This window comes from Streptomyces sp. NBC_00335, from assembly GCF_036127095.1.
In the GTDB taxonomy this organism is placed as follows: domain Bacteria; phylum Actinomycetota; class Actinomycetes; order Streptomycetales; family Streptomycetaceae; genus Streptomyces.
Genome location: NZ_CP108006.1, coordinates 1453352 through 1478253 on the forward strand (window position 1 = coordinate 1453352; position 24902 = coordinate 1478253).

18 protein-coding genes are annotated in these 24902 nt (G+C 72.7%); 6 read left to right on the forward strand and 12 right to left on the reverse strand.

The window, feature by feature from the left end; all coding sequences use genetic code 11:
• Positions 1–205 precede the first annotated feature (205 nt).
• The gene (locus tag OHA37_RS06675) at positions 206–1426 is read right to left on the reverse strand and encodes an amino acid aminotransferase (RefSeq protein WP_266903408.1); all 1221 of its coding nucleotides are present in this window, start codon (positions 1424–1426) and stop codon (positions 206–208) included.
• On the reverse strand, positions 1419–2396 hold the full coding sequence (locus tag OHA37_RS06680; protein ID WP_266903409.1) for a DMT family transporter: 978 nt from the start codon (positions 2394–2396) through the stop codon (positions 1419–1421). The genes OHA37_RS06675 and OHA37_RS06680 overlap by 8 nt, the downstream gene beginning before the upstream one ends.
• A gap of 135 nt (positions 2397–2531) precedes the next feature.
• Here OHA37_RS06680 and OHA37_RS06685 point away from each other — a divergent pair, with 135 nt between their 5' ends.
• Positions 2532–3020: an Lrp/AsnC family transcriptional regulator gene (locus OHA37_RS06685; protein ID WP_323182312.1), complete on the forward strand. Its 489-nt coding sequence runs from the start codon at positions 2532–2534 to the stop codon at positions 3018–3020.
• 55 nt (positions 3021–3075) lie between these two features.
• On the opposite strand, the gene OHA37_RS06690 is transcribed toward OHA37_RS06685, so the two are convergent.
• The 7 genes from OHA37_RS06690 to OHA37_RS06720 form a co-directional block, all read right to left on the reverse strand.
• Positions 3076–4770 carry an alpha/beta fold hydrolase gene (locus OHA37_RS06690; RefSeq protein WP_266903411.1) on the reverse strand — a complete coding sequence of 565 codons (1695 nt, stop codon included), beginning with the start codon at positions 4768–4770 and terminating at the stop codon, positions 3076–3078.
• A gap of 73 nt (positions 4771–4843) precedes the next feature.
• Positions 4844–5401, reverse strand: coding sequence for a TetR/AcrR family transcriptional regulator (locus OHA37_RS06695; RefSeq protein ID WP_266903412.1), 558 nt, complete (start codon positions 5399–5401; stop codon positions 4844–4846).
• An 85-nt stretch (positions 5402–5486) separates the two neighbouring features.
• A complete protein-coding gene (locus OHA37_RS06700; protein WP_266903413.1) occupies positions 5487–5999 on the reverse strand; it encodes an O-acetyl-ADP-ribose deacetylase in 513 nt (170 codons plus the stop codon).
• 71 nt (positions 6000–6070) lie between these two features.
• Positions 6071–7492 (reverse strand): phytoene desaturase family protein, encoded by a 1422-nt coding sequence (locus OHA37_RS06705; protein ID WP_266903414.1) that lies wholly within the window; start codon positions 7490–7492, stop codon positions 6071–6073.
• A 131-nt stretch (positions 7493–7623) separates the two neighbouring features.
• Positions 7624–8448: an inositol monophosphatase family protein gene (locus tag OHA37_RS06710; protein ID WP_266903415.1), complete on the reverse strand. Its 825-nt coding sequence runs from the start codon at positions 8446–8448 to the stop codon at positions 7624–7626.
• A 194-nt stretch (positions 8449–8642) separates the two neighbouring features.
• Positions 8643–8969: a hypothetical protein gene (locus OHA37_RS06715; RefSeq protein WP_266903416.1), complete on the reverse strand. Its 327-nt coding sequence runs from the start codon at positions 8967–8969 to the stop codon at positions 8643–8645.
• Positions 8970–9066: 97 nt separating this feature from the next.
• Complete coding sequence (locus OHA37_RS06720) at positions 9067–11529, reverse strand: tetratricopeptide repeat protein (RefSeq protein WP_266903417.1); 2463 nt, start codon at positions 11527–11529, stop codon at positions 9067–9069.
• A 219-nt stretch (positions 11530–11748) separates the two neighbouring features.
• Here OHA37_RS06720 and OHA37_RS06725 point away from each other — a divergent pair, with 219 nt between their 5' ends.
• From OHA37_RS06725 to OHA37_RS06745, 5 genes are all read left to right on the forward strand, one after another.
• Positions 11749–12204 (forward strand): carboxymuconolactone decarboxylase family protein, encoded by a 456-nt coding sequence (locus tag OHA37_RS06725; protein WP_266903418.1) that lies wholly within the window; start codon positions 11749–11751, stop codon positions 12202–12204.
• Between the two features lie 72 nt (positions 12205–12276).
• Entirely contained in the window at positions 12277–12765 is a 489-nt protein-coding gene (locus OHA37_RS06730; protein ID WP_266903419.1) for an iron chaperone, read from the forward strand.
• 66 nt (positions 12766–12831) lie between these two features.
• Positions 12832–13542, forward strand: a complete 711-nt coding sequence (locus OHA37_RS06735; protein ID WP_266903420.1) for a 4'-phosphopantetheinyl transferase family protein — start codon at positions 12832–12834, stop codon at positions 13540–13542.
• A 325-nt stretch (positions 13543–13867) separates the two neighbouring features.
• The gene (locus OHA37_RS06740) at positions 13868–14821 is read left to right on the forward strand and encodes a hypothetical protein (RefSeq protein WP_266903421.1); all 954 of its coding nucleotides are present in this window, start codon (positions 13868–13870) and stop codon (positions 14819–14821) included.
• Positions 14822–15119: 298 nt separating this feature from the next.
• Positions 15120–16334, forward strand: coding sequence for a cytochrome P450 (locus OHA37_RS06745; protein ID WP_266903422.1), 1215 nt, complete (start codon positions 15120–15122; stop codon positions 16332–16334).
• Positions 16335–16426: 92 nt separating this feature from the next.
• Here the strand turns inward: OHA37_RS06745 and OHA37_RS06750 are convergent, their stop codons facing one another.
• The 3 genes from OHA37_RS06750 to OHA37_RS06760 are packed head-to-tail and all read right to left on the reverse strand — an operon-like array spanning position 16427 to position 24881.
• The gene (locus OHA37_RS06750; RefSeq protein ID WP_266903423.1) at positions 16427–17452 is read right to left on the reverse strand and encodes an NAD-dependent epimerase/dehydratase family protein; all 1026 of its coding nucleotides are present in this window, start codon (positions 17450–17452) and stop codon (positions 16427–16429) included.
• A complete protein-coding gene (locus OHA37_RS06755; protein WP_266903424.1) occupies positions 17449–17682 on the reverse strand; it encodes an MbtH family protein in 234 nt (77 codons plus the stop codon). Before OHA37_RS06755 ends, OHA37_RS06750 begins: the two co-directional genes overlap by 4 nt.
• Before the next feature lie 38 nt (positions 17683–17720).
• A complete protein-coding gene (locus OHA37_RS06760) occupies positions 17721–24881 on the reverse strand; it encodes an amino acid adenylation domain-containing protein (RefSeq protein WP_266903425.1) in 7161 nt (2386 codons plus the stop codon).
• Positions 24882–24902: the final 21 nt, after the last annotated feature.

Consider the following 24902-nt stretch of genomic DNA (forward strand, 5'->3'; position numbering starts at 1 on the left):
CGAACTGCCGGGGACTGTCATGTCCGGACAGCCGGACAACACGGCTAGTGCTGTGGCCGGAAAGGTTTGCCGGGTCGCGGCGTTCGGTGCGGTGCATCGCAAGGCGGAGGACCGCGCCTCGTACTGGACGTACCGGCGTGGTCCGACAACGCGGCGAGGTGCCGTGCCGGGCGTCGCGACCCGGTGAACCTTTCCGGTCACAGCACTAGGCCGGCAGGATCACCCGCGGCGCGTCGGCCGTGTCGAGCACCGCCGCGATCCCCTGCGCGAGGCGGGGAATGCGGTTCGCCGGGATTCCCGCGATGTTGATCCGCCCCGAGGTGGTGCCGTAGACGGCGTGCTGCCGGCGCAGCCGGAGCATCTGGTGCGGCGTGAGCGGCAGCATGGAGAACATCCCCTTCTGCCGTGCCAGCGACCGCGCCTGTTCCGCACGGCCCAGCGCGGTCAAGTGGGCGGCCAGATCAGCCCGGTTGGCCATGATCCGGCCCCGCATGACGTCCAGTTCCGCCCGCCAGACGGCCCGTAGGCCCTCGTCCTCCAGGATCGTGGTCACGACGGCCGCGCCGTGCTCGGGCGGCATCGAGTAGAGCGTCCGGGCCGCGTTCTGCAAGGCCGTCTCGGCGTGCCGCACGGCCTGCCCGGAGGCGCCGAGGACGATCGCGCAGCCGACGCGGTCGCTGTAGAGGCCGAAGTTCTTGGAGCAGCTGACGGCGATCAGCATTTCCGGCACGCGCGACGCCAGCATTCGCGTGGCCAGCAGGTCGGCCTCCAGGCCGTCGCCGAGCCCGTGATAGGCGAGGTCGACGAAGGGGACCCAGCCGATTCGGACGGCCGATTCGGCCAGCGCCTCCCAGTCGTCGAGGAGGGGGTCCACACCCGTGGGGTTGTGGCAGCAGCCCTGGAGCAGGACCACGTCGTCCCGCCGGGCGTCGCGCAACTCCCGCAGCACGCCTGCCGCGTCGAAGCCGCCCTCGGCGTCGCGCCAGCCGTACGGACGGACCTTCAGCCCGGCGGCCTCCAGGATGGGCCGGTGGTTGACGTAGGCCGGATCGCTGACCCACACCGTGGTGCCCGGGCGGGTCCGCCAGATCAGATCGGCCAGCAGCCGCAGTGCTCCGGAGCCCGCGACGGTCTGCACGGCCGCGGCCCGGTCGGCCGGTCCGCCCGAACCGGGGCCCAGGACCAGGTCCAGCAGGGAGCGGTTGAAGGCGGCGTTGCCGGAGAGCCCGCGGTACTCCTTGGACTCCGAGCGCTCCGCCAGGCGCACTTCGGCCTCGCGTACGGCGGCCATGACGGGCGTGGTTCCCGTCTCGTCCCGGTAGACGCCGAGGACGAGGTTCAGGCGTTCGGGCCGGTCGTCCGCGCCGAACTCGTAGGTCAGGTCCCACAGCGGGTCGGTGGGCGGCGGCGGGAGGAGCTCAAGCATCTGCGGGAACCTCGGGTCGGGGGCGGCGGTTGGCGAGGACGACGCCGGCGGTGATGAGGGGTACGCCGATGAGCACGGCGAGGGTCGGGGACTCACCGAGCAGCGGGACGGCGAGCAGGACGACGGCGACGGGGCTGAGGCTGCCGACCACGGAGCTGCGTTCGGCGCCCAGCCTGCGGATGGCGAAGGCGTACAGCAGGCCCGCGCACAGCCCCACCCCGAGCCCTTGCACCACCAGGAACAGCACGATGTCGCTGCCCGCGGCGTGCGCGATGCCCGTCGGGAGCACCCCGGTCAGGACCAGGACTCCGATCACCGCGAAGGAGGGCAGGCACAGCAGTCCGATCGATCCGACGGGATCGAGGTCCACCTCGCGCAGGCCCACCGTGTAGAGGGCCCACAGCCCGCTGGCCACCAGGAGCGTGCCGGCGCCCAGGAGCACGTCCGTGTCCACGGGAACGACGTAGCGCCAGACGAGGGCGACCACACCGGACGCGATCAGGGCGAGCCCGACCGCCTGTGTTCCCCGGGGGGCGCCGTGACCGCGGCCGACCATGATGGCGGAGACGAACAGCGGGACCATCCCGGGGACGATCGAGCCGACGAAGGCCGCGGAGGTCAGCGCGCCGCCGTGCATGGCCGCCAGGAAGAAGGGCACCCCCGCACCGCAGATGATCTTGAGCGCGACGCCCGGCCGCACCGCGGCGATGCGGCGGCGGCGCCGCCACAGGGCCGGGAGCAGGACGAGGAGGGGGACGCCGAACCGCAGCAGGGCCGCGTCGGCGGGGAGCAGCGAGGAGGCGCTCAGGGCGCGGGCGCTGAGCGCGAAGGCCGCCCAGATCGCCACGGTCAGGAGGAGGGCCAGCATGCCCTCGGCTTGCGGGGAGAGCCCGAACCGGCCGGGGTGTCCGGCCTTCGGGCCCGCCGCGTCGGGAGGCGCGGTCGCCGGGGTGGTGTTCGTCGCGACCAAGGAAATTGCTCCAGCCTCTGAGAGCGGACCGGTCCGGCCCGTTCCAGGGCAACGCTAGGGCTTCGGGCGGGGCAGTCGATTGCCAGTTCTGCCTCTCGGACATACGTTTGGGGCAGAATCTGCCAAGGAGTGGCCATGGACGCAGTCGATCTGCAGATCATCAGGGAATTGCAGGCCGACGGACGCCTGTCCAACCAGGATCTCGCCGACCGCGTACGGCTCTCTCCGTCGCCGTGTCTGCGCCGGGTCCGGCGCCTGGAGGAAGCCGGTCTGATCCGCGGCTACACCGCCATGGTCGACCAGGTCGCCTTCGGACTCCCGGTCACCGTGTTCGTCCGGATCCGCCTCGAACGCCACACGGCGGAAGCGGTGCGGCTGTTCGAAGAGCACGTCGCGGTCATCGAGCACATCCAGGACTGCTACCTGATGGCGGGAAGCAGCGACTACCTGCTCCGGGTCGTCATCGAGGACCTCGAAGCCTACGAAGCCCTGGTGCGCCACCGGATCCACGCCATTCCCGGTATCGCCTCGATCGAGTCGAGCTTCGCGTACGGCAGCGTCAAGCAGACGAGGACGTACCCGCGGCCCAGCCCGGGCGCATCGAGGCGATCAGCGTCCTCCTGAGCCCGGTCACGGCGGTCAGGGTCAGGTGGTCTCGGGGCCCGGCCGGCCCGGCCGCTCATCCGCCGATCGGAGCGGAGGCGGCGGCGAGGTGGCGGGCGACCTGCGAGGGGTGGGTGAGCTGGGGGTAGTGCCCGGCCCCTTCGATCACGGCCACCGGGTGGCCGACGGCTTCGACCAGCGGGTCGGCCGAACCCACGACGATCCGGACCGGGACGCTCACCCGGTCCAGCAGTGCGCGCGACCGTCCGCGCTCGGCGACGTCCGTGCGCACGGCCGTGACCACGCGGCGCGCCACGCCTCGACGGCGCAGGTCCGCCGCGGCGCTCTCCACCTCCGGCCCCTCGGGGACACCGAGCGTCCGGGCCAGCCGGGCGGCGGACATGCGGCGCATCATCGGTGCGGCCAGGCCCGAGCGGGCGAGCCGGGGAGCGGGTGCCTGCAGGAACGCCGGGGAGATGAGCACGAGGCCGCTGATGCGGTCCGGGTGGTCGGCGGCGAAGCGCAGCGCGGGTCCGCAGGCCAGGGAGTGCGCGACCAGGGTGGGGCGGGTCCGCACCGGGCCCAGCAGATCGGCCAGCCAGGCGTCCACCGACCGGGTCGTCGCCGCCGAGCGGCCCAGGCCCGGCAGGTCGGGGGCCAGGACCGGGCCGGGGAGATGGCCGGCCAGCGGTGCCCAGAGGTCGGCGTTCATCGGGAGCCCGTGCAGCAGCACGTGGTCGGGGCTGCGCCGCTCACCGCTCACCCAGGTGCGACTGCCCGCCACGGCGTGGAAGCCGTACGGGCTCAGCCAGGGCGACGCGGCACCGAAGCGGGCGGCCACCAGGTCGTCGGCCCACCCGCGCAGGACGTCGGCGACCGGGGGCATCTCCAGACCGGCGCTCGCGGCGAAGGCGCGGGCGGAGGCCGTCGGGTAGCGGTCGGACGACAGGAACGCCAGCGTCTCGGGATCGGCGCCGGTCAGCTTGCGCGGCAGGCGCCGCAGCAGACCGGCGGGAACGGTCCGGCGAGGTGCCCGTACGCCCGCGTGGCCGGCGATCGTGGCGATCAGCTCGGGCAGGAGCGGAGTGCTGTCGTCGAGCACCCAGTAGTGCTCGCCCGCGGGCGATGCGGGGACCTCCGCGAGGAACCGTACGAAGTAGTCGATCGTGGTGATCGGCAGGAAGGTGTCGCGGCCGCCGGGCAGCGCGGGAAGCCGGCCGTTCCACAGGTCCTCGACGAGGGCGGCCAGGCCGATGTACTGGCCCGGCCCGATCACGGTGCTGGGGTTCGCGATGGTCAGCGGGACCTCCAACGCGCGGGCTCGGGCGCGCACCGCGAGATCGCCCTCGCACTTCGACGCCTCGTACGCTCCCAGCGCGGCGTAGTCGGGGTGGCCCTCGGAGGCACTCACCCGGTACCCGCTGATGTGCACCAGCCGCCGCAGCCCGGGGAGTTCGGCCGCCCACTCGACCACGTTGAGCGCCCCGGTGACGTTGACCGCCCGGGCCTCCCGCACGCCGAGGCCGAAGGCGAAGCGACCGGCCGCGTTGTAGACGTCGCGCACCTCGGGCAGTCCTGACAGCGGTCGCGTGATGTCGGCGGCGACTATGTCCAGCCCGCCGGTGTCGACGCCCTGGGAGGTCAGCCAGGGGGTGAGCGTGTCGTTGCGTACGGCTGCCGCCACCCGCTGCCCCCGGGTGAGCAGCTCGGCGACGAGCGAGCGGCCGATGAAGCCGGTCGCGCCGAAGACGATCGCGTCCATCGCGTCCATGAAAGCTCCCAAAATAGATCGGTCTACATATTTTTAGAGCGAAAAAGAAGCCCGCCGGTCACGGCGGGCCGAGTCAGCCCAGCAGGGTGCCGATCTGACGGGAGACGCTGTCCAGCGGCCCCCTGCTGCGGTGCGCCCGGGCCAGCAGGAGCGCCCCTTCCACCAGGGCCAGGATCGTGACGGCGAGGTCGTCGGCGTCCGGGCGGCCCGCCAGCCGTGCGCGCAGGGCCTCCTGCCAGGAGGCGTAGACCTCCGAGCAGGCCTCGTGCAGCGGGTCGCTGGTGGCGGCCATCTCCAGCGCCACGGTGGCCACCGGACAGCCCTTGCGCCAGCCCGACTCCTCCAGCCGGTCGCCCAGGTGCCGCAGCACCCCGCCGACGAACTCCGCCGCGGACGGGCTGGAGTCGGCCAGGCCCTCCAGGGCGTCACCGATCATCCCCCCGGCCCGCCGAACGGACTCGCCGACCAGCTGGTCCTTGCCGCCGGGGAAGTGGAAGTAGAGCGAGCCCCGGGGTGCGCCGCTGGCCGCGATCACCTGGTTCAGCCCGGCACTGAAATAGCCCCCGGTCTCGACCAGCTCCTGCGTCGCGTCCAGCAGTCGGTCCCGCGTCTCGGCGCCCTTCTGTCCCATGGGGCCAGACTAGACCGGTCTACATATTCTTTCAACCGCCCTGTCGAACCGGCCCGGCCTGGCCCGGCCGGGCCGCCGGTCCCGGTCAGGCGTCCACGGCCGCCGCGAAGGCTTCGTAGGCACGCTCGTCGAACAGCACGAACCGCACCTCCTCCACCTCGGTCCGCGCGGACCGCACGGTCTCCACCGCGATCCGCGCCCCGTCGTCCATGGGCCATCCGTAGATGCCGGTGGAGATCGCGGGGAAGGCGACGCTACGGGCTCCCAGTTCGTCGGCGACCCGCAGCGACTCCCGGTAGCAGGAGGCCAGCAGCGCGGAGCGGTCCTCGTCCCGCGACCAGACCGGGCCGACCGTGTGGATCACGTGTTCCGCCGGAAGCCGGCCGGCCGTGGTGGCGACGGCCCGGCCCGTCGGGAGGCCCTTGCCGTAGTGGGAGCGGCGCAGGTCCTCGCAGGCGGCCAGGATCTCCGGGCCGCCGCGCCGGTGGATCGCTCCGTCGACCCCGCCGCCGCCGAGCAGCGAGGAGTTCGCGGCGTTGACCACGGCGTCGGCCTTCTCGGCGGTGATGTCGCCCTGGACGAGGGTGATGCGCGGCATCGGGGTTCCTTCCTGCACGGGTGCGTGCACGCTATCGGGGGTCCCTGGGGCCGGGCCGCCGATTTACCCCCTCAGGCGCCCTTCCCGCGCAGGTGGCGCCAGACGGCCTTGGCCGCGTTGTGTCCCGACATGCCGTGCACGCCGGGGCCGGGCGGGGTGGCCGAGGAGCACAGGAACACGGCCGGATGCGCCGTGTTGTACGGGGACAGGGTGAGCTTGGGGCGCAGCAGGAGCTGGAGACCGGAGGCGGCTCCGCAGGCGATGTCGCCGCCCACGTAGTTGGGGTTGCGGGCGGCGAGCTGTGGCGGGCCCGCCGTGGCGCGGGCGAGCACCAGGTCGCGGAACCCCGGTGCGAAGCGCTCCAGTTGGCGCTCGACGGCTTCGGTGAGGTCGCCGTCCCAGCCCGCCGGGACGTGCCCGTACACCCAGAAGGTGTGCTTGCCCTCGGGCGCCCGGCCGGGGTCGACCAGGCTGGGCTGGGCGGCGATGAGGAAGGGGGTGCGCGGGACCCGCCCGCCGGAGGCCAGTTGCAGGGCCGCGTCGATGTCGCGGGTGCGCGGACCGATCTGTACGGTGCCGGCCCGGCGCGGCTCCTCGGCGGTCCAGGGGACGGGGCCGTCCAGGGCGTAGTCCAGCTTGAACACGGAGGCGCCGTAGCGGTAGCCGTCGTAGACCCGGCCCAGGCGGGCGATGCGGGCCAGCGCCGTCGGAGAGGTGTCGAAGACGTACGCCCGGGCCGGCGGCAGCTCGTCGAGCCGCTTGACCTCGAAGCCGGTGTGGACGGTCCCGCCGAGGTCGCGCAGGTACCCGGCGAGGGCGTCGGAGATCGACTGCGAGCCGCCGCGCGGCATCGGCCAGCCGTTCGCGTGCGCGGCGAGGGCGAAGACCAGGCCGACGGCGCTGGTGCCGATCCCGCCGAGCGGGGCGATGACGTGCGCGACGAGCCCGGCGAACAGGGCGCGGGCACGGTCGTCGCGGAAGCGGCTCAGCAGCCAGGTGGAGGGGGGCAGCCCGGCCAGCCCGAAGCGGGCGAGGGTGAGCGGGTCGCGGGGCAGCGCGGTGTCCGGCAGCGACATGAAGTCCCGGGCGAGGGTGTCCCATTTGCCGAGGAACGGCTCGACCAGCCGCCGGTACGTGCCCGCGTCGCGGGCCCCGAAGGACGCGGCCGTCTCCGCGACGGAGCGGGAGAGCACGGCCGCCGTGCCGTCGTCGAAGGGGTGCGCCATGGGCAGCGGGGCGTGCAGCCACTCCAGCCCGTACTGCTTCAGGGGCATGGTGGAGAAGACCGGCGAACCGGCGCCGAGCGGGTGCACCGCGGAGCAGGGGTCGTGCCGGAAGCCGGGGAGGGTGAGCTCCTCGGTCCGGGCCCCGCCGCCGACGGTGTCCGCGGCTTCGAAGACGGCCACCGAGTAGCCGCGCCGGGCCAGTTCAACGGCGGCCGTCAGCCCGTTGGGCCCGGCCCCCACCACGACCGCATCGAGGATCGACGGCACTTGCGACTCCTTCGTCCGGCGGCGCCACGGCCCCCAGGGTATTGCGCCTGTCCATAGGCGGATCCGCGATCCGCGCCGACTCCGTTCGCCCTGGGCTCAGCGGCGGCCTCGGCCCTGCCCCGGCCGCGGGGTCATGCCCCCCGCAGCAGCTCCCGGATCCGTACGGCGGTGGCCTCGTCCCGGCCGACCGCGAACGGCAGGGCGTTGTCCCGGTCCACCCGGAAGGGGACCCCGTCGACGGTGCTCTGGGAACCGCCCGCCTCGGCGACCAGGAGCAGCCCGGCCGCGTGGTCCCAGGCCGAGGGCCAGTTGAAGGCCAGGCCGTCCATCTCCCCCCGGGCCACCTTCAGGTATTCCAGGCCCGCCGAACCGCACGCGCGGGAGGCCACACCGGGGACGTCGAGGCGCGCCAGGATCCGGCGCTCCTCCTCGGTGGTGTAGAGCGGGTGGGCGGTCGCGACCCGCAGCTCGGCGCCGGGCTCGGGCGAACCGCTCAGGATCCGCTCGCCGTTGACGTACGCGCCCTGTCCGCGCACGGCGGTGGCCATCTCCTCCAGCGCCGGGGCGAAGGTCCAGGAGGCGAGGAGCTCCCCGCGGTGCGCGAGCGCGACCAGGGTGCAGAACTCCGACTCGCCGTTCACGAACTGCCGGGTCCCGTCGACGGGGTCCACGATCCACACCGGGGCGTCGGCGCGCAGCGCCCCGTAGACCCCGGGGTCGGCGTGCACCGCTTCCTCGCCCACCACCGCCGAGCCGGGCAGCAGCCGGGTCAGGGCGACCGTGAGGTACTCCTCGGCCTTGCGGTCGGCGTCGGTCACCAGGTCGTGCGGGCCGCTCTTCTGGTCCACCTCGTGGTCGGCGAGCTGGCGGAACCTCGGCATGATCTCGATCGCCGCCGCTTTGCGAACGGCTTCGTCGACGTCGGACAGGTTCCGGGCGAGGAATTCATCGATCATGCCTCCAGCAAAGCACGCCCGGCTGACAATCCCCACCGCCGGACAGGGCGGGCTGCCGGACCCGGGGTGGACCGCGGGTGAACGCGCCGCCGGGCGGGCGGGGCCCGGTGGGCACGGGGAGTTACGGCGCGCTACGGGAAGCCACGGGGAGCTACCGGGGGCTACGGGGCGGGAGGCCCCGTAGCCCCGTCCGGCTAGTTGGTGGCGAGGTCGCCTACGACGAGGGTCCGCGGGGCGAGGTGCTCGTACGCCCCGTCCGCCAGGTGCTGCGGGGAAAGGTGCTCGTACTCCCCGTCCGTCATGTGCTGCGGGCTCAGGTGCTCGAAGTCGCCCTCCGTCAGGAACTTCGGGCCCTGGTCGCCGAACGTGCCGAGCTGCGGCGCCGTGTGCTCGAAGGCGCCGTCCTGACCCTGCGGCGCGACGCTGATGTGGTTGTCCGCGAAGGCCGGGCCCGTGCCCGGCCCGGCCAGGGCGAAGGCGGCGGTGGCGGTGGCGGCTATGGCGGCGGCTCTGATGTTCATGCTGGTCCCCCGGTCCGGCCGGCCCCTGGTCGGGCCGGCTCGGAAAACAGGCTGTCAGGCACGGCCGGAGTCCTGCAACAGCATCGGGGGGATCCGCTCAGCGCGCCCCCGCGCCGAGTTCCTCCAGGAGCGAGCGCCCCGCCGTGCGGTGCTCGGCGGCCGCGGCCGGGTCCGTGTCGTCGAGCAGGGCGGCGATGCCCTCGTGGGCCAGCGCCTCCTCGTGCCGGTAGCCGAGGCCCGGGGCCAGCTCCAGCGTCTGCCGGTGCAGGCGCAGGGCCTCCTCGGGCAGTCCGGCGAGCTGGCAGGTCTCGGCGTAGCCGCCCAGGAAGCGGACCTTCCAGTGTTCCTCGAACAGCTCGTCCAGCAGCGCGAACGCCTCCCGGTGGCTGGCCAGGGCCTCCTCGTACCGGCCCATCCGGCGCAGCCCGACGCCCAGGCAGTTGAGGGACCACGCCTCGTTGTTCACGTGCCCGTCCTCGCGGGCCAGCGCCAGCGCCCGGTGCAGGTGCTCCGACGCCTCTTCGGGCGACTCCGCGGCGATGGCCATGCCCAGGGTGATGCGGGCCGTCAGGGTGGGCGGCCACGCGGGGTCCGGGTGGGAGACGGCCAGCACCTCCCGGGCCCGCCGCGCCGCCTCCTGCCGGTCCCCCAGCTGGAGCAGGGCCCAGGCCTCCGAGGCGGCCGCGTGGGCCGCGCCCGCGGGGAGGCCCGCTTCCCCGTACAGCTTCCCGGCCAGGCGGAACAGTTCCAACGACTCCTCGGCGCTCCCCCGTCCCCCCTGATCCCAGCTCAGATAGCCCCGGCGCAGGGTCAGTTCGGCTTCCGAGCGGCTGTCCCCCGTCTGCGCCACCCGGAGTCCGGCCGCCTCGTACGCGGCTGCGGCCTCGGCCATCCGGCCCGCGTTGTAGCGGGCGAAGCCCAGGTCGCTGTAGGCCTCCGCCAGGCGCAGCGGATCCCCCAGGCGCTCGGCGGCGGCCAGCGAGCGTTCGAAGAGGTGGTTGAGGTGGCTCGTGCCGCAGCGCCGTGCGAAGTACGCGCGCAGGAAGCGCGGCAGCTCGCACACGTGCGCGTCCGCACCGACGGCGACCGCCGTCTCGAAGGCGGCGATCATCGTCTCGTACTCCGAAGTCAGCCAGGAGCAGGCCGCGTTCTTGTCGGCGAACCGCGGCAGTGCGGCCGGGGGCCGGCCCGCGGTGGGCGGCCGTCCCGGCGAGAGCACCGGCATCGCGGCGTCGGCGGCGGCCGCCGCGTGCACGAAGTAGTCGAGGAAGCGGCCCAGCGCACGCTCCCGATCGGCCGGGGAGTCCTGCTGCGCGCAGGCGCCCCGCGCGTGCTGGTGCACCAGGTCGTGCAGCCGGTAGCGGCCGGCCGTCGGCTGCTGGACGAGGTGTGCGTCGACCAGGTCCTCCAGCATCTCCCGGGCGCCGTGCAGCGGTACGTCCGCCAGGGCCGCGGCCGCGTACGCGTCGAAGGAGCCGCCCGGCAGCATGCCCAGCATGCGGAACAACCGGGCCTGGGACCGGTCCAGTTGCCGTACGGACATGGCGAACGCGGTGTCGAACTCGCTCGCCCCCTCCGCCAGCCGCTCCACGAGGATGCCCACCGTCCAGCCCGGCCGGTGCCGCAGCCGGGCCGCGGCCAGCCGCAGGGCCAGCGGCAGGTGGCCGCACAGCCGCAGCACCTCGGCGGCGGACTCCGGCTCGCGGGCGAGGCGGCCTTCGGGGCCGCCCGGGTCTCCGCTGGCCCGGGCCAGCAGCTCCGCGCTCTCCCGCGGGCTGAGCACGTCCAGCGACACCGGGGGCACCTCGTCCAGGCCCAGCAGCCGGTTGCGGCTCGTGATCAGGACGACGGAGTCGCCGGCGCCGGGCAGCAGCGGGCGGACCTGGTCGGCGTCGGCCGCGTTGTCGACGACCACGACGGCCCGCCGGCCCGCCAGTTCCGCGCGCCAACAGGCCGCGAGCTGTTCGAGGCCCTCCTGCGGGACCCGCTCGGACGGCACGTCGAGCGCCCCGAGCAGCATCCGCAGCGCGGAGTCCGGATCGAGGGGGTCCCGGCCTTCGGTGAATCCGTGCAGGTCCACGTAGAGCTGGGCATCCGGGTAGTCGGCGGCGAGCCGGTGTGCGGCGTGCACCGCCAGGCAGGTCTTGCCGACGCCCGCCATGCCGTCGACGGCGACGCCCCGGTGGCTGTCCACCGCGGCCAGCACGGCGGCCAGTTGGGCTTCGCGTCCGGTGAAGTCGGTTACGTCGCGCGGCAGATCGTTACGGGGCCTCGGCTGGACCTGGCGGCTGGCCTTCGGGGGCGCCGGCAGCTGGTGGGAGGACCCGAGTTCCCAGAGGGGGCGCAGCGGGCGCGGATCGCGTTTGACCAGTCGGCACAGCGCCACCACCGCGGGCCAGGGCGGCACGGTCTGGCCGCTGAGGTAGCGCGAGAGCGAGGAGGAGCTCAGTCCCGCATCCCTCGCGAGGGCCCGTACCCCGAGCCCGGACAGTTCCTGGAGCAGCCGCAGCCGTGCGGCCAGCTCGTCCTGCGGGTCGGCCTCGGCCGTCCGCCGTTCCATGTCCACGGTTCCCCCCGTATCCCTGTCCCGCCGCGCCCGAATTATCCGGGGCCGCATCTGCGCTGGTCAAGGATGTTCCGCCTGTCCCGGGGTGTCCCACCGCCATCGCCGCGGCGGGCCGCTGCGGCTGTTATGGAGTCACACCCCGAGGGGGGAACCGGAAACCCCGGAAGGCCGGAAGCCCGGCAGTCCGGAAACCCAGTAGAGGAGCACACCGAGATGCAGTCCCGCATGCAGAACCCCGCCGTCGTCCTGTCCGGTGCGATGCAGCCCATCCAGGAGATCTTCAAGGCAGTGCACTCCGGTGGGGTGGACGGGCAGATCCTGGAGCTGGTGCACCTGCGGGTGAGCCAGATCAACGGGTGCAGCGCCTGTGTGGACGGCGGCGCGAAGTCGGCCCGCAAGGCCGGGGTGAGCGACGAGCGGCTGGCCACGGTCGCCGCCTGGCGCGAGGCCCCGTACTTCACCGAGGAGGAGCGGGCCGCCCTGCTGCTCGCCGAGGCCGCGACCCGGCTGGCCGACCGTCCCGACGCGGTGAACGACGAGGTCTGGGACACGGCCGCCACCTACTTCGACGAGAAGCAGCTGGCCGCGCTCGTCCTGATGATCGGCGTCACCAACCTGTTCAACCGCCTCAACGCCACGACCCGCCAGATCGCCGGCGCGTGGGGCTGACGGGCGCGAACCGCCCCGCTTCCTAGTATGACGATCCATCCCATCACGCCCACTACCGGGAGGAAACCCGCGATGACGAACACCCAGAAGCCCGCCAAGACCGCGACCCCCGCCAAGACCGCGGCCGAGCCGTCCGCGAGGTTCACGGAGGAGGAGCGGGCCGCGATGAAGGATCACGCCAAGGAGCTGAAGGCGGCGGCCCGCCGCGGATCGCGCGCCGACAAGGCTGCGGCGGAAGAGGCCGACGTGGTCGAGAAGATCGCCGAAATGCAGGACGCCGACCGGGTCATGGCGGAGCGGATCCACGCGATCGTCAAGGAGACCGCACCCGACCTCGCGCCGAAGCTCTGGTACGGGATGCCCGCGTACGCCCGGGACGGCAAGGTCGTCTGCTTCTTCCAGAGCGCGGAGAAGTTCAAGGCGCGCTACGCGACGCTCGGCTTCAGCGACCAGGCGCACCTCGACGAGGGCTCCATGTGGGCGACCTCCTACGCCCTGACGCGGCTGACGGCCGCCGACGAGGTGAGGATCGCCGCACTCGTGAAGAACGCGGCACACTGATACCCAGCCCTGCCGATGCCGATGCGGATGTCGGCGCCGGCGCAGGACCGAGGAGAAGGATCGATCGTGCTGAAGCCCCGTGTCCTCACGATCGGTTCGGATTCCCCGCCCGCCGCGCAGGCGTCGCCGGCCGCGTCGCCGGCCGTGTGGCTGGTCGACACCGACGAGGCGGCCGGCGCGGCGGCCCGGCTGGCCCCGGAGGTCTTGGACCCGGCCGAACACCGGCGGGCGGCGGCCTTCGTGCGCGAGGAGGACCGGCGCCGCTACGTGGCCGCCCACGTGGCACTGCGGGTGCTGCTCGGCTCCCGGCTCGGCCTCGCCCCGGGACGCGTACGGATCACCCGCGCACCTTGCCCCTCGTGCGCCGGCCCCCACGGACGGCCGTTGTCCGAGGACGGGCCCGTCCACTTCTCCCTGTCGCACAGCGACCGGCTCGCACTGATCGCGCTGGGCGCGGTGCCGGTGGGAGCCGATGTGGAGGCGCTGCCCCCGGCATCGGCCGTACGCGAGCTGGCCGGGCAGCTGCACCCTCGGGAGGCCGCGGAGCTGGCGGCCCTGGACCCGGAGGAGCGCCCCGCGGCCTTCGGCCGCGTCTGGGTCCGCAAGGAGGCGTACCTCAAGGGCCTGGGCATCGGGCTCTCCCGGGGCCTGGCCCTCGATTACGTGGGCAGCGGCGACACCCCGGCGAGCGGTTTGCCGGGCTGGTCCCTGAGGGACGTGGCCGTCCCCCCGGGCTTCAGCGCCGCCGTGGCCGTATCGGGAGCGGGGAATCCCTGAACCATGTCGACGTCGCTGTCGGTGTCGGTGTCGCTGTCGTCCGGCTGCCGCTCGCCCGGCCCGGTGTCACACCGCGGGCCGTCGCGCTTACGGTCCTGCGTCCGGTCGCTTCATGGTGTTCGGCTGGGGAACCGGAGGATCCGCGGGGACGGCATGGGGCTTCATGGGACGATCAGGCTGCGCTTGCTTCTCGCTGTCCCCGCCCTCGCGGCCCTTCCCCGTCCGGCCCGAGGACTCGGATTCCGAAGGAACCGGACCCGGTCACACCTCCTCGGCGGCCGGATCGACCGTCGAGGGACGGAGCGCGGTGTTCAGAGAGGAAACCATGAATCATCTCGATGTCTTCCGGCTGCTCGACGTGGTCGCCCCCGGGCGACCGGGGAGCGACGGATACGGGCAGGTCGTGCCCGAGGACTTCGAACTGCTGCTCAACGCCCTCCCGAAGGGCCTGATCGCGGCTTCCGTCAAGCTCACTCGCTCCGAACTCCCCGTGCGTTCCCTGGCGGAGTTCACCGCGAGTGCGGCGCTGCGTCTGGAGGACATGCGGTACTACCTGCGCTCCCGCGAGCAAAAGCTGCCGCAGTCCCTCTTCCCCGAGCCCGGCGGACTGGTCCCGTGGGGCCGCACCGCGGACGACGGTGTGCTGCTCTGGGACACCGCCGCCCCCGATACCGCGGACTGGACGACCGTCCTCGCGGATTCCGATTTCCAGCTCTGGCCGGAACTCCCTTTCCCCACGTCGGAATTCATCGCGCGGGAGATCACGGGGCGCGCCGACGGGACTCCCGCGTTCGAGACGGACGCGGAGTACAGGGCCGGCTCGTGGCACCGGCTCGCGGACGCCAAGCGGGAGACGGCCAAGGCACTGGCGGACCGGGACATCACCGCGCTGGACGAGATCCTCGTCAAGCTGCGGAGCCTCGGCGTCCCGGGCGTCCGGCAGTACGCGCGCGAACTGGTGGAACAGGCTCGGCACGAGTGGCCCACCGCCCTCCCGGAGGACTACCTGGCGATCATGCGGGAGTTCCCCGGCGGGATCATCGCGGGCGCGCGGGTGTTCCCCGTCGCGGGGGCCACCTGGCTGGACGAGGACCGGCAGTTCCTGCAGTGGGGTGAGGTGGAGGGCAGGCTCATCGGCTGGCTCACCATGAAGAGCGACCCCCAGGACTGGCGGATCGCCTCCATCGAACCGGACGGCAGCTCCCTGACCCACCTCGAGGACCACACCTTCGCCACTTTCCTGCGACGCCGGCTGCACGGCAACAACTCCCTGTTCTGACGGGGCTCACGCAGAGGTCCGCCGGGGCCGGCCGCGGGGTCGGCCCCGGTGCGGCGCCCTCTCCCGGCGCGGCCGCCCCATCGAGGTCCGGACCCCTTGTCATGATCGACGTCAGGGGGATAGCGTCGTGGGCGGGCCGAGGCCCGAGGACCGTGCCCGGCCGGACCAACCCTGCGGGGGCATCCGCATGACGCCTCGTCATCGCTGCGCAGCCTCGAGGGGATCGATCGGCAGCCCGGGTTGCCGGTCCTGGTGACCGGCGCTCCACGTGTCGCCGACCAGGAATGGAAACCACAGGTTGAGTACCTCGCGCCATGCCATCCCGTTCAGCCTGATCGACCCTGCGTTACACCCCGATCCCGACGCCTGTGAGGCGTGGAGGACGCTACGGACGGAGCACCCGGTCGCCTGGTGCGAGGCCGAGGGAGACAGCCCCGGCTTCTGGGTGATCACGCGGTACCAGGACATCGCCGCCGTCTACCGCGATACGGCCCGCCTCAGCTCCGAACAGGGCAACATGCTCGGCACGTTGCTCACGGGCGGCGACTCCGCCGGCGGCAGCATGCTCGTGGTCACCGACCCGCCCCGGCACACCGCTGTACGGCGCCTCCTGCAGGGCGGATTCTCCGCCAGAGCCATGGAGCACGTCGTGGACGGCGTCCGGACGGCGACGAAGGGACTCGTCGCGGCCATCGCCGAGAAGGGAGCGGGCGACTTCGTCTCCGATGTCGCCTCGCAGATTCCGCTCATCGCCATCTGCGAGCTGCTCGACGTGCCGGCGGCGGACCGCTCGCGCATGCTCGATCTGACCATGGCGGCGATGGGCGCGGACGGCTCGGCGGAGTCCATGGAGGAAGCCGCCGAAGCCCAGCAGGACATCCTCTACTACTACGCCGGGCTCCTTCCCGCACGGCGCACGTCTCCGGGCGCGGACATCGTCAGTCTGCTGGCGGGCGAACAGGTCGACGGGAAGCCCCTCAGCGATGCCGAGGTGCTTCTGAACTGCTACAACATCATCATCGGTGGTGACGAGACGACGCGCCTGTCCGCGGCGGGTGCCGCGCTCGCCCTGATCGAGCATCCCGAGCAGTGGCAGCGGCTCCAGCAGGACGAGGGCCTGCTCGACTCTGCGGTGGAGGAAGTGCTGCGCTGGACCACTCCGGCGACGCACATCGGGCGGACCGCCACGACGGACTTCACGCTCCGCGGGTCCGAGATCAGGCAGGGCGACATCGTCACGCTCTGGAACACATCGGCCAACCGTGACGAGGACGTCTTCGCGAACCCCTACAGGTTCGACATCTCCCGCACGCCGAACAGGCACCTCACCCTCGGCCACGGACCGCACTTCTGCCTGGGCGGCCCGCTCGCCAGGGTCGAACTGCGCGTTCTGCTGGAGGAGTTGCGCTCCCAGATATCCCATATGGAGCTGGACGGAACCGTCGAGCGCGTCACATCCAGCTTCCTGTCCGGCGTCTGCCGACTGCCGGTGCGCTGCTCGGCCGGCGCTTGATCCCCAACGGCCCGGTCGGGCACGCCCGGAAGGCGGTCGAGACCGCCCCCGGCCTCCCCCTGAGGGAGGCCGGGGGCGGTCCGGCGCGGGCGTCAGCGGCCGCTGATCCAGCGGTCCTCTGCGGCGTAGTCGAAGGAGAGCGGGCCGATCGCGCGGTTCAGCAGGGGGAACGCCTCCTGCCAGGGCTGGTCGCCGGCCTCTCGAAGCAGCCACTCGACCGTCTCCGGCAGGGACTCGGCATAGCCCGTCACCGGGACGTAGCCGAGCTCCCGTTCGGCCGCCGACATGTCGAGGACCACCGGCCGTGGCGTGCACCAGGGAGAGCCGCCGAGACCGTCCTCCGGGAGGCCGTCCATGAGGACGTCCTCGGCCTCGTGGCCCATGACGGCGTCCACCGCCGCCGCGATCTCCCGGACCGTGAGAGCCTGCGGGTCGGCCGCGTTCAGGACGCGGGTACCGGGCCGGGAGGCCGCGAGCCGGATCACCTCGGCGATGTTGGCGGAGGACGAGGTGTGGAAGCGGCCCTCGCCGCGGTAGGGCATCAGGCGGATGCGGCGCTTGTCCAGGGCGCGCTTCACGAAGAACCACTCGCGCGGAAGCGGTGAGCCCGGTCCGTGGATCGCTCCCGGACGGACCAAAGTCACCGGGAGGGAGCCGCCGGAGTGGAGCAGGGTGTGCTCCAGAGCGGCCTTGCGGGTGGGGTTGGAGGTGTCGCCGGGCGCGATGACCGGCTGGTCCTCGCGGATCGGCACCGGGTATTCGGGGAAATGCGCGTCCTGGGTGTCGAATCCCCGGCCGGCGCCGTCCGCGTAGACGTTGACGGAGGAGATCACCACCGCCGAACCGATCCGGTCACCGAGTCCGAGCAACTGCCGGGCGTGACCCTCGCCGTACGCGACCATGTCCACCAGTACGTCGCACCCGTCGCCGAGCGCGGACTCCAGGGCTCCGTCCACGTCCCGGTCCAGGTGGACCGTACGGACGCCGTGGCCGGGCGGCCCGCCGGATGCCGGGGTCCGGCTGATCGCCGTCACGTCCCAGCCGTCCTCGGCCAGCCGTCGGACGACCACCCGTCCGATCTGGCCCGTCGCGCCCACCACCACTGCTGTCTTCGTCATGCAGGTGATCCTGCCCTCGTCGTCGTCGAGCCCCGGGGGCGAGAGCCGCCGGGGCGTGGGCCGGTCCAGGACCGTTCGACACTGTCCAGACAGGACGCGCGGTCGGCCGGGCCGTAGGCGACCGACCAGCCGTCGGGCACGGGTATCGCGGCGGGCCACAGCGAGTGCTGCCCCTCCCCGTTGACCAGGGCGAGGTAGCTGCCGTCGTGGTCGTCGAACGGGCCGTTCACGCGAACTCCTGACAGGTCGTCGATAGCGGACTGGCCACTTAGTCTCCCCCAGGCCGGGGCAGCGCGCCGAGGCGCTCGCCGAGGACGCGGGCGATCTCGGCCAGCGGCTCCGGGCTCAGCATGTCGCCGTGCGCGCTGTCGATCGGGTGGCTCTCGATCCGCCCGCCCGTGTACGGCGCCCAGTCGGCCGGGCGCTCGCCGTCCGGGCCCTTCCCGGCCGTCGCCTCGAAGAAGAGCACGTCCCCGTCGAAGACCTGGGAGACGTGACGCCGCTGCGCGTTGACGTTGTTGGTGAAGATCCGTGCCACCGAGGCCAGTTGGCGGTCGGTGAGCGTCGCCAGGGGGCTCCCGCGGTCCAGCAGGATCGCACGGGCCGACTCGGGTACGAGCGGGTCATGGCCCTCCGGCTGCTGCAGGCCGAGCGAGTGGAGCACTTCGGCCAGCGCCTGCGGCTCGTCGTGGTCCACCGTCCGGGCGTCGGGCCTGCGGGGATAGGCGTCCAGAAGGGCCAGTAGCGCCACCTGTTCGCCCTCGGCGCACAGCATCCGCGCCATCTCGTGTGCGACGACGCCGCCCATCGACCAGCCCAGCAGGTGGTACGGGCCGTGCGGTTGGACGGTGCGCAGGCGCGCCACGTACTCCCTGGCCATCTCCCCCAGGTCCGCGGCGGGGGGCGCGTCGCCGTCGAGCCCGCGGGACTGGAGGCCGTAGACCGGACGATCGCTCTCCAGATGCCGCAGCAGCCCGGAGTAGACCCAGCTGATGCCGACGCCGGGGTGCACGCAGAACAGCGGTTCGCGGCTGCCCTGCGGGCGGAGCGGTACGAGGACGTCCAGCGCGGCAGCCGGATCGCCCGAGTCCCGTTGCTCGGCGAGCAGTTCGGCGATCCCCGCAACGGTCGGTGTACGGAAGAGCGTGCTGATGCCGAGCTCCGCGCCGTAGAGGGAGTTCAGTCTGGCGATCAGGCGGAAGGCGAGCAGGGAGTGGCCGCCGCGTTCGAAGAAGCTGTCGTCGATCCACAGTCGCTCGGTGCCGGACTGGTCGGCACCGAGAACCTCGGCGAACAGGGCGAGCAGCTCCTCTTCCACGGGGGTACGCGGAGCCCTGCGCTCGCGGGTCGGGGCGTCGGCGCCGAGTTCCGGCGCCGGCAGCGCACGCCGGTCGAGCTTGCCGTTGGTGGTGAGCGGGAAGGCGGTGAGCGGGACCACGACCGGCACCATGTGCCGCGGCAGCAGGCGGGCCGCGTGCAGGCGCAGCGCCGAGGCGTCGGCCGTCGCACCCGGGGCGGTGACGACGTAGGCGACCAGCCGCTGTTCCCCGGGGCGGTCCTCGCGTACGACGACCGTGACCCGGGCGACCTCCGGATGCCGGGCGAGTACGGCCTCCACCTCCCCCAGCTCGATCCGGAAGCCGCGGATCTTGACCTGGTGATCGAGCCGGCCGAGGTACTCCAGGTCACCGTCGGGGCGACGGCGCACCAGGTCCCCGGTGCGGTACATCCGGGAGCCGGGTTCGCCGTACGGGTCGGCGACGAAGCGCTCGGCGGTCAGTGCGGGGCGGCCGAGGTAGCCGGTGGCCAGGCCGGGACCGCCGAGGTGGAGCTCGCCGGGAACACCGGGCGGCACGGGGCGCAGTCCGTGGTCGAGCACGTAGGCGCGGGTGTTCCAGGACGGCCGGCCGATCGGCGGCGCCTGGTCGAACGGGCCCTCGCCGAGCCAGCCCGTGGCGTACACCGGGGCCTCGGTGGGACCGTACACATTGGCGATCCTGGCGCCCGGGAAGGCCGTCGTGATCTCGTTCGCCACCAGGGCGCCGAGTGCTTCACCGGCCAGTACGACGGTGCCGGCCGTCACCCGCGGGTCCAGGCTCGGGATGAGGCCGGAGAAGACGGAGGGCACGCCGCTGACCACGGACGGTGCGGATATCGGGCCGTCCGCGAGTGTCTGTGGTTCGCCCAGGGCCAGAAGGTCGCGATGGATCCGCACGGTTCCGCCCGAGGAGAGCGGCCCGAAGATCTCGTAGACGGAGACGTCGAAGCTGATCGAGGTCGTGGCCTGCACCTGAGCCAGGCCGTCCGGAGCGAGGAACCCGGCGATCCAGGCCAGCAGGTCGGTGAGGTTGGCGTGGGAGACGATCACGCCCTTGGGGCGCCCCGTCGAGCCCGAGGTGTAGATGATGTACGCCGGATCGGCCGGTCGCGGGGCCCTCGGGCGTTCGGCATCGGTGAGGTCCCCGCCGGCATGGTCCGCGAGCCGCGGCTCGGTTTCCGGACCGTCCAGTACGAGCAGTGGGGTATCGGTGGGCGGCAGGGTGCCCGCCGTCTCGACGGTGGTCACGAGGAGTGTCGGCTCGGCGTCCCGGAGGAGCAGGGTGATCCGCTCCGCCGGGTAGTCCGGGTCGACCGGCAGATATGCCGCGCCGGTCTTCAGTACGGCGACCATGGCCACCACCAGCTCGGCCGTCCGGGGCGCGGCCAGTGCGACGATGCGCCCCGGGCCCACTCCCCGGGTGACGAGTTCGCGGGCCAGCCGGTTGGCCCGGGCGTTCAGCTGCGCGTAGTCGAGGACGGTTCGGCCGCAGACGACGGCGGGGGCGTCCGGGCGGGCCTTCGCCGTCGATTCGAAGAGCAGGTGGAAGGGTCGGCCCTCTTCGCGGGGACGGGTTTCGCCGTGCCACTGGTCGAGTTGGCGCAGCTCCGCGGTGGAGAGCAGGTCGGTCTGGTCGTAGCGGTCCTGCGGGGAGGTGGCCAGAGCGGTGAGCGCGCGGCGGTAGTAGCCGCCGATCAGATGCACCTGTTCCTCGGTGAACTGGGCGGCGTCGTAGCGGAGATGGAGGGCCACCGAGGCCGACGCGAGGTCCTGGGAGAACTCGGCCCCGAACGGGATGCTGGTGTTGGTGATCCGCCGTTCGTCGAGCACGTCGAGCTCCGCCGCCTGGTCCAGTACGGACTGGTAGACGTGGAAGCGGGTGAAGTTGAAGAAGCTCTCGAACAGTTCGCGGCCGCCGAGGTCGCGCCGGATCTCTCCCATGGGGTAGCGCCGGTATCGCTGGACTTCTATGTCGGTCCGGTTGACGGCTGCCACCAGGTCGTCCCAGCTGCCGCCGCTCAGAAGGGTGCGGAACGGGAGGGTGTTGAGGAACATGCCGAGGACGCGCTCGCCGTCCCGGTCCTCGGTGCGGCCGTTGTAGACGACACCGCTGACGACGTCCGGGGTGCCGGACAGCAGGCCGATCACCCGCAGGTGGACGGCGAGCAGGGCGGTGCGCACGGGTACGGCGAGGCGCTGGGCGCAGCGTTCCAGCCCGGCGGACACCTCGCCGGGGAGGTCCACGGGCAGGATGCGCATGTCGGGCCGCTCGGCGGGCTGGATCAGCCGCGGCAGGCTGTTGAGGTCGCTGTCCGCCAGAGCATCGACCCAGAAGGCCCGGTGCTCGGCGCTGGCGATGGCCGCCTGTTCCTGCTGGATGAACGCCCCGAAGCGGGCCTGAGGGGGGTCCGTCGCAGGGGGCCGCGAGTCCGTCAGGCCTGCGCGGTAGCGGGCGAACAGCTCGGTGATCAGGGAGCGTTCGCTCCAGCCGTCCAGGATCGCGTGGTGTTCGGTGACCCACAGCTCGAAGGTCCGGTCGGTCAGGCGCTGCACGTGCAGGCGGATGAGCGGGGCTTCCTGCCAGGAGAACGCGCGTCGCTTCTCCTCCTCGAAGCGCTGTTCCAGGGCGGCCCGGCGATCCGGGTCGGAGAGCTGGCGCAGGTCTTCGAAGGTGATCGGCGGCGCGATCCGGCGGTGCACCAACTGGAGCGGCTCGCTGAAGGACTCCAGGTCGAAGGAGACGCGCAGGATCTCGTGCTCGGCGACCATGCCGTCCAGCGCCGAACGCCAGGCCTCCTCGGACCAGTCGGCCCTCAGGTGATACCCCGTCACATTGTGATAGATCCGCTCGGCCGCGCTGAGACCGCTGTGGTACAGCATTCCCGCCTGGAGCCGGGACAGCGGGAAGGCGTCCTCGACGTGGGCCGGGAGCAGCGCGCGGTCCTCGTCGGAGACGAGCGACAGCGGCTGGTATCGCGGACGGGACGCGCCCGGGACGCCGAAGGTGGTGTGCGGAGCGAGGGCCTGGATGGTCTGGTGGCGCAGCAGGTCCTGGAGCTCGAAGTTCAGGCCGAGTTCGCGCGCGCGGCTGACGATGGCGATGGTGCGGATCGAGTCTCCGCCGAGCAGGAAGTAGTTCTCGTCGGTGCCGACCCGCTCGTGCCCGAGCACGTCGCTCCAGACCTGGACGAGGATCTCCTCGGCCCGGTTGGCCGTCGGACCGGCCGTCGAGCCGGCGGTACGGTCGAGGGCGGACAGGCGCCGCCGGTCCACCTTGCCGTTGGCGGTCAGGGGAAAGCGGTCGACCACGACGAAGGCGGCGGGGATCATGTGCGAGGGCAGAACGCCCTCCAGATGGGCCCGCAGTTCGGCCGCGCCCAGTGCGGGACGGTCCGAGACGGCGTACGCCACCAGCTGCCGGTCCGCGTTGCGGTTCTGCTCCGCGGTCACCAGAGCCTCCCGGACGTCGGGGTGGCCGGCCAGCGCGGCCTCGATCTCGCCCGGCTCGATCCGGAACCCCCGGATCTTCACCTGCTCGTCGATCCGGCCGCAGTACTCCAGTTCGCCGTCGGGCAGCCGCCGGGCCAGGTCCCCGGTGCGGTAGGCGCGCCCGGCCGCAAGGGTGACGAAGCGGCTGGCGTCGAGTTCGGGCCGCCCGAGGTAGCCGCGGGCCAGCCCGGCTCCCCGTACGTACAGTTCGCCGGGGACTCCGGTGGGTACCGGCCTGCCCCGCCGGTCGAGCAGGTCCAGGTCCAGGTCGGGGATGGGCTCCCCGATGACACTGCGGCCCTCGCCCTCGCAGTCCCGCCGGTCGATCGGACGGTAGGTGACGTGGACGGTGGTCTCGGTGATGCCGTACATGTTCACGAGCCGTGGGCCGTCCGGGTGCCGCTCGAACCACGGTTGCAGTGACCGCGGGTCCAGCGCCTCGCCGCCGAAGATGACGAAGCGCAGCGCCAGGGGGCGCTGCCGGCTGCCTGGGGACGCGTAGCCCTTGGCGTGCGCCTCCTCCGCCCGCATGAGCAGGGCGAAGGCCGACGGGGTCTGGTTGAGGACGGTCACGCCCTCTGTTCGCAGCAGCCGCAGGAAGTCCTCGGGGGCCCGGCTGATCTCGTGGGGGACGACGACGAGGCGGCCCCCGTGGGCCAGGGCGCCCCACAGTTCCCAGACCGAGAAGTCGAAGGCGTAGGAGTGGAACAGCGTCCAGACGTCGTCCGGGCCGAATCCGAACCAGTGCCCGGTGGCGGTGAACAGCCGGGTCACATTGGCGTGCGGGATCAGGGTGCCCTTCGGCTCGCCCGTGGAGCCCGAGGTGTAGATGACGTACGCCAGGCCGTCGGGCGCGACGCGGTTCGCCGTCGGCTCGGCCGGGCGCGCGGCGATGGCCTCGGCGTCGGCGTCGAGGGAGACCAGGGTGCCGGTGAAACCGTCCAGCCACTCGCCCGGCGGGCCCTGGACCACTACGTGGGTGAGTGCGGCGTCACGCACGACGTAGGCCAGCCGGGCGTCCGGGTAGGCCGGATCCAGCGGTACGTACGCCCCTCCCGCCTTCTGGATGCCCAGGATCGCGACGACCAGGTCCAGGGAGCGCTCGGCGCAGAGTCCGACGAGGACCTCGGGCCCGACTCCGAGCGACTGCAGATGCCGGGCGAGCCGGTTGGACCGCTGGTCGAGCTCGCGGTAGGTGAGGTGCTCGGCACCGAGACTGACGGCGATGGCGCCCGGGCGGGCGGCGGCGTGGCGGGCGAATTGGTCGAGGACGGTTTCCTCGGCCTCCGGCCGGCTGCCTGCGGCTCGTACGGGCGCGGAAGGGTCGGGGTCGCCCGGCGAGCGCAACTCCAGTTCGTGCACCGACAGGCCCGGGTCGCGCACGGCTTCGGTGAGCAACCGCACGTAGTGGTGGGCGAACTGCTCCGTCAGCCACTCCGGCCACGCGGCTTCGATCCGGGCCTCCCGGTCGTCCGTCACGACGAGGCGTACGGCATGACCGTGGGGTGCGGGCACCTCGTGCCGGGTGACGGTGACACCGCCCGGGATCTCGCGGACGGCGGTCGGCGTCTCCCGCCGGACGAAGGCCACCGGGAGCGGGGACGGCTCCGCGTCGTGCCAGCCGTCGTCCTCGGTGGGCTCGCCCGCGGTGCCGGGTGGGGCCAGCCTCCGGAGCCGGCCGATCACGGAAGCCAGGCCGTCTCCGTCTCCGTCGGAGAGGTCCGCGTGGACCGCTTGGGCACGGGTGAACGGACCTACGGTCCGACGGAATTCGTCGCCGCGGTCGTCGGAGTCCGAGGTCGCGATCAGGATGTCGTCGCAGTCGCTGTACCGGTTGAGCAGGATCGCGAAGGCCGCGAGCAGGCCGTCGCCGATCGAGGCTCCGGAGGCCTCGCACAGCGTGCCGAGCGCGGCCATGGTCTCGGCGGGAAGAGCCACCTCATGGGCCTGACCGGCCGAGTGTCCGGTCAGCAGGGGCAGTTGCAGCGCCGGGAACTCCCCCGGGAGTTCCGGGGCATCCGGGGCGAGGTCCATCGCCCGGCTGCCGGCGGCGCGGGCGAAGTCGGTGAACTGGCTCTTCGGAGGTTCGGGTGGGAGGACGCCCGGGGAGAGTCGGGCGTGGTAGGCGGCGAGCAGGTCCTCCAGCAGGATCTCCGCGGAGCGCTCGTCGGCGATGATCCGGTGGAGCGTCAGGCTGAGGAGCAGACCGGTGTCGCCGACGGGCTGAAGACAGGCGCGCACCAGGGGCCCCTGCTCCAGGTCGAACGGGCGGGAGAGATCATCCGCGCCGTGGCAGTGGCCGCTGCCGCTGCCGTGGTCCTCCGCCGTTTGCCAGAGTGGCGGCAGATGGTCCTCAACGGTCTGCACCAAGGTCGTGCCCTCGAACGTGAAACGAGTGCGCAGCGCGTCGTGGTGTTGCACCACCTCTTCCAGCGCTGCCCGCAGCGTGCTCGCGTCGCTCGTACCGTCGAAGGTGAGGCGCAGCGCCAGATGATGGGGGGCGTGCTCCTCGGTCAGCTCGTAGGCCAGGTACAGCTGTTGCTGGAGCGGTGTCGCCGCAGCCATGCCGACGAGCCGTGCGTAGTGCGGTGCCGTTTCCCGGCCCGTCTCATGGGTGCCCACTGATCGTCGACCCTTCTGTCG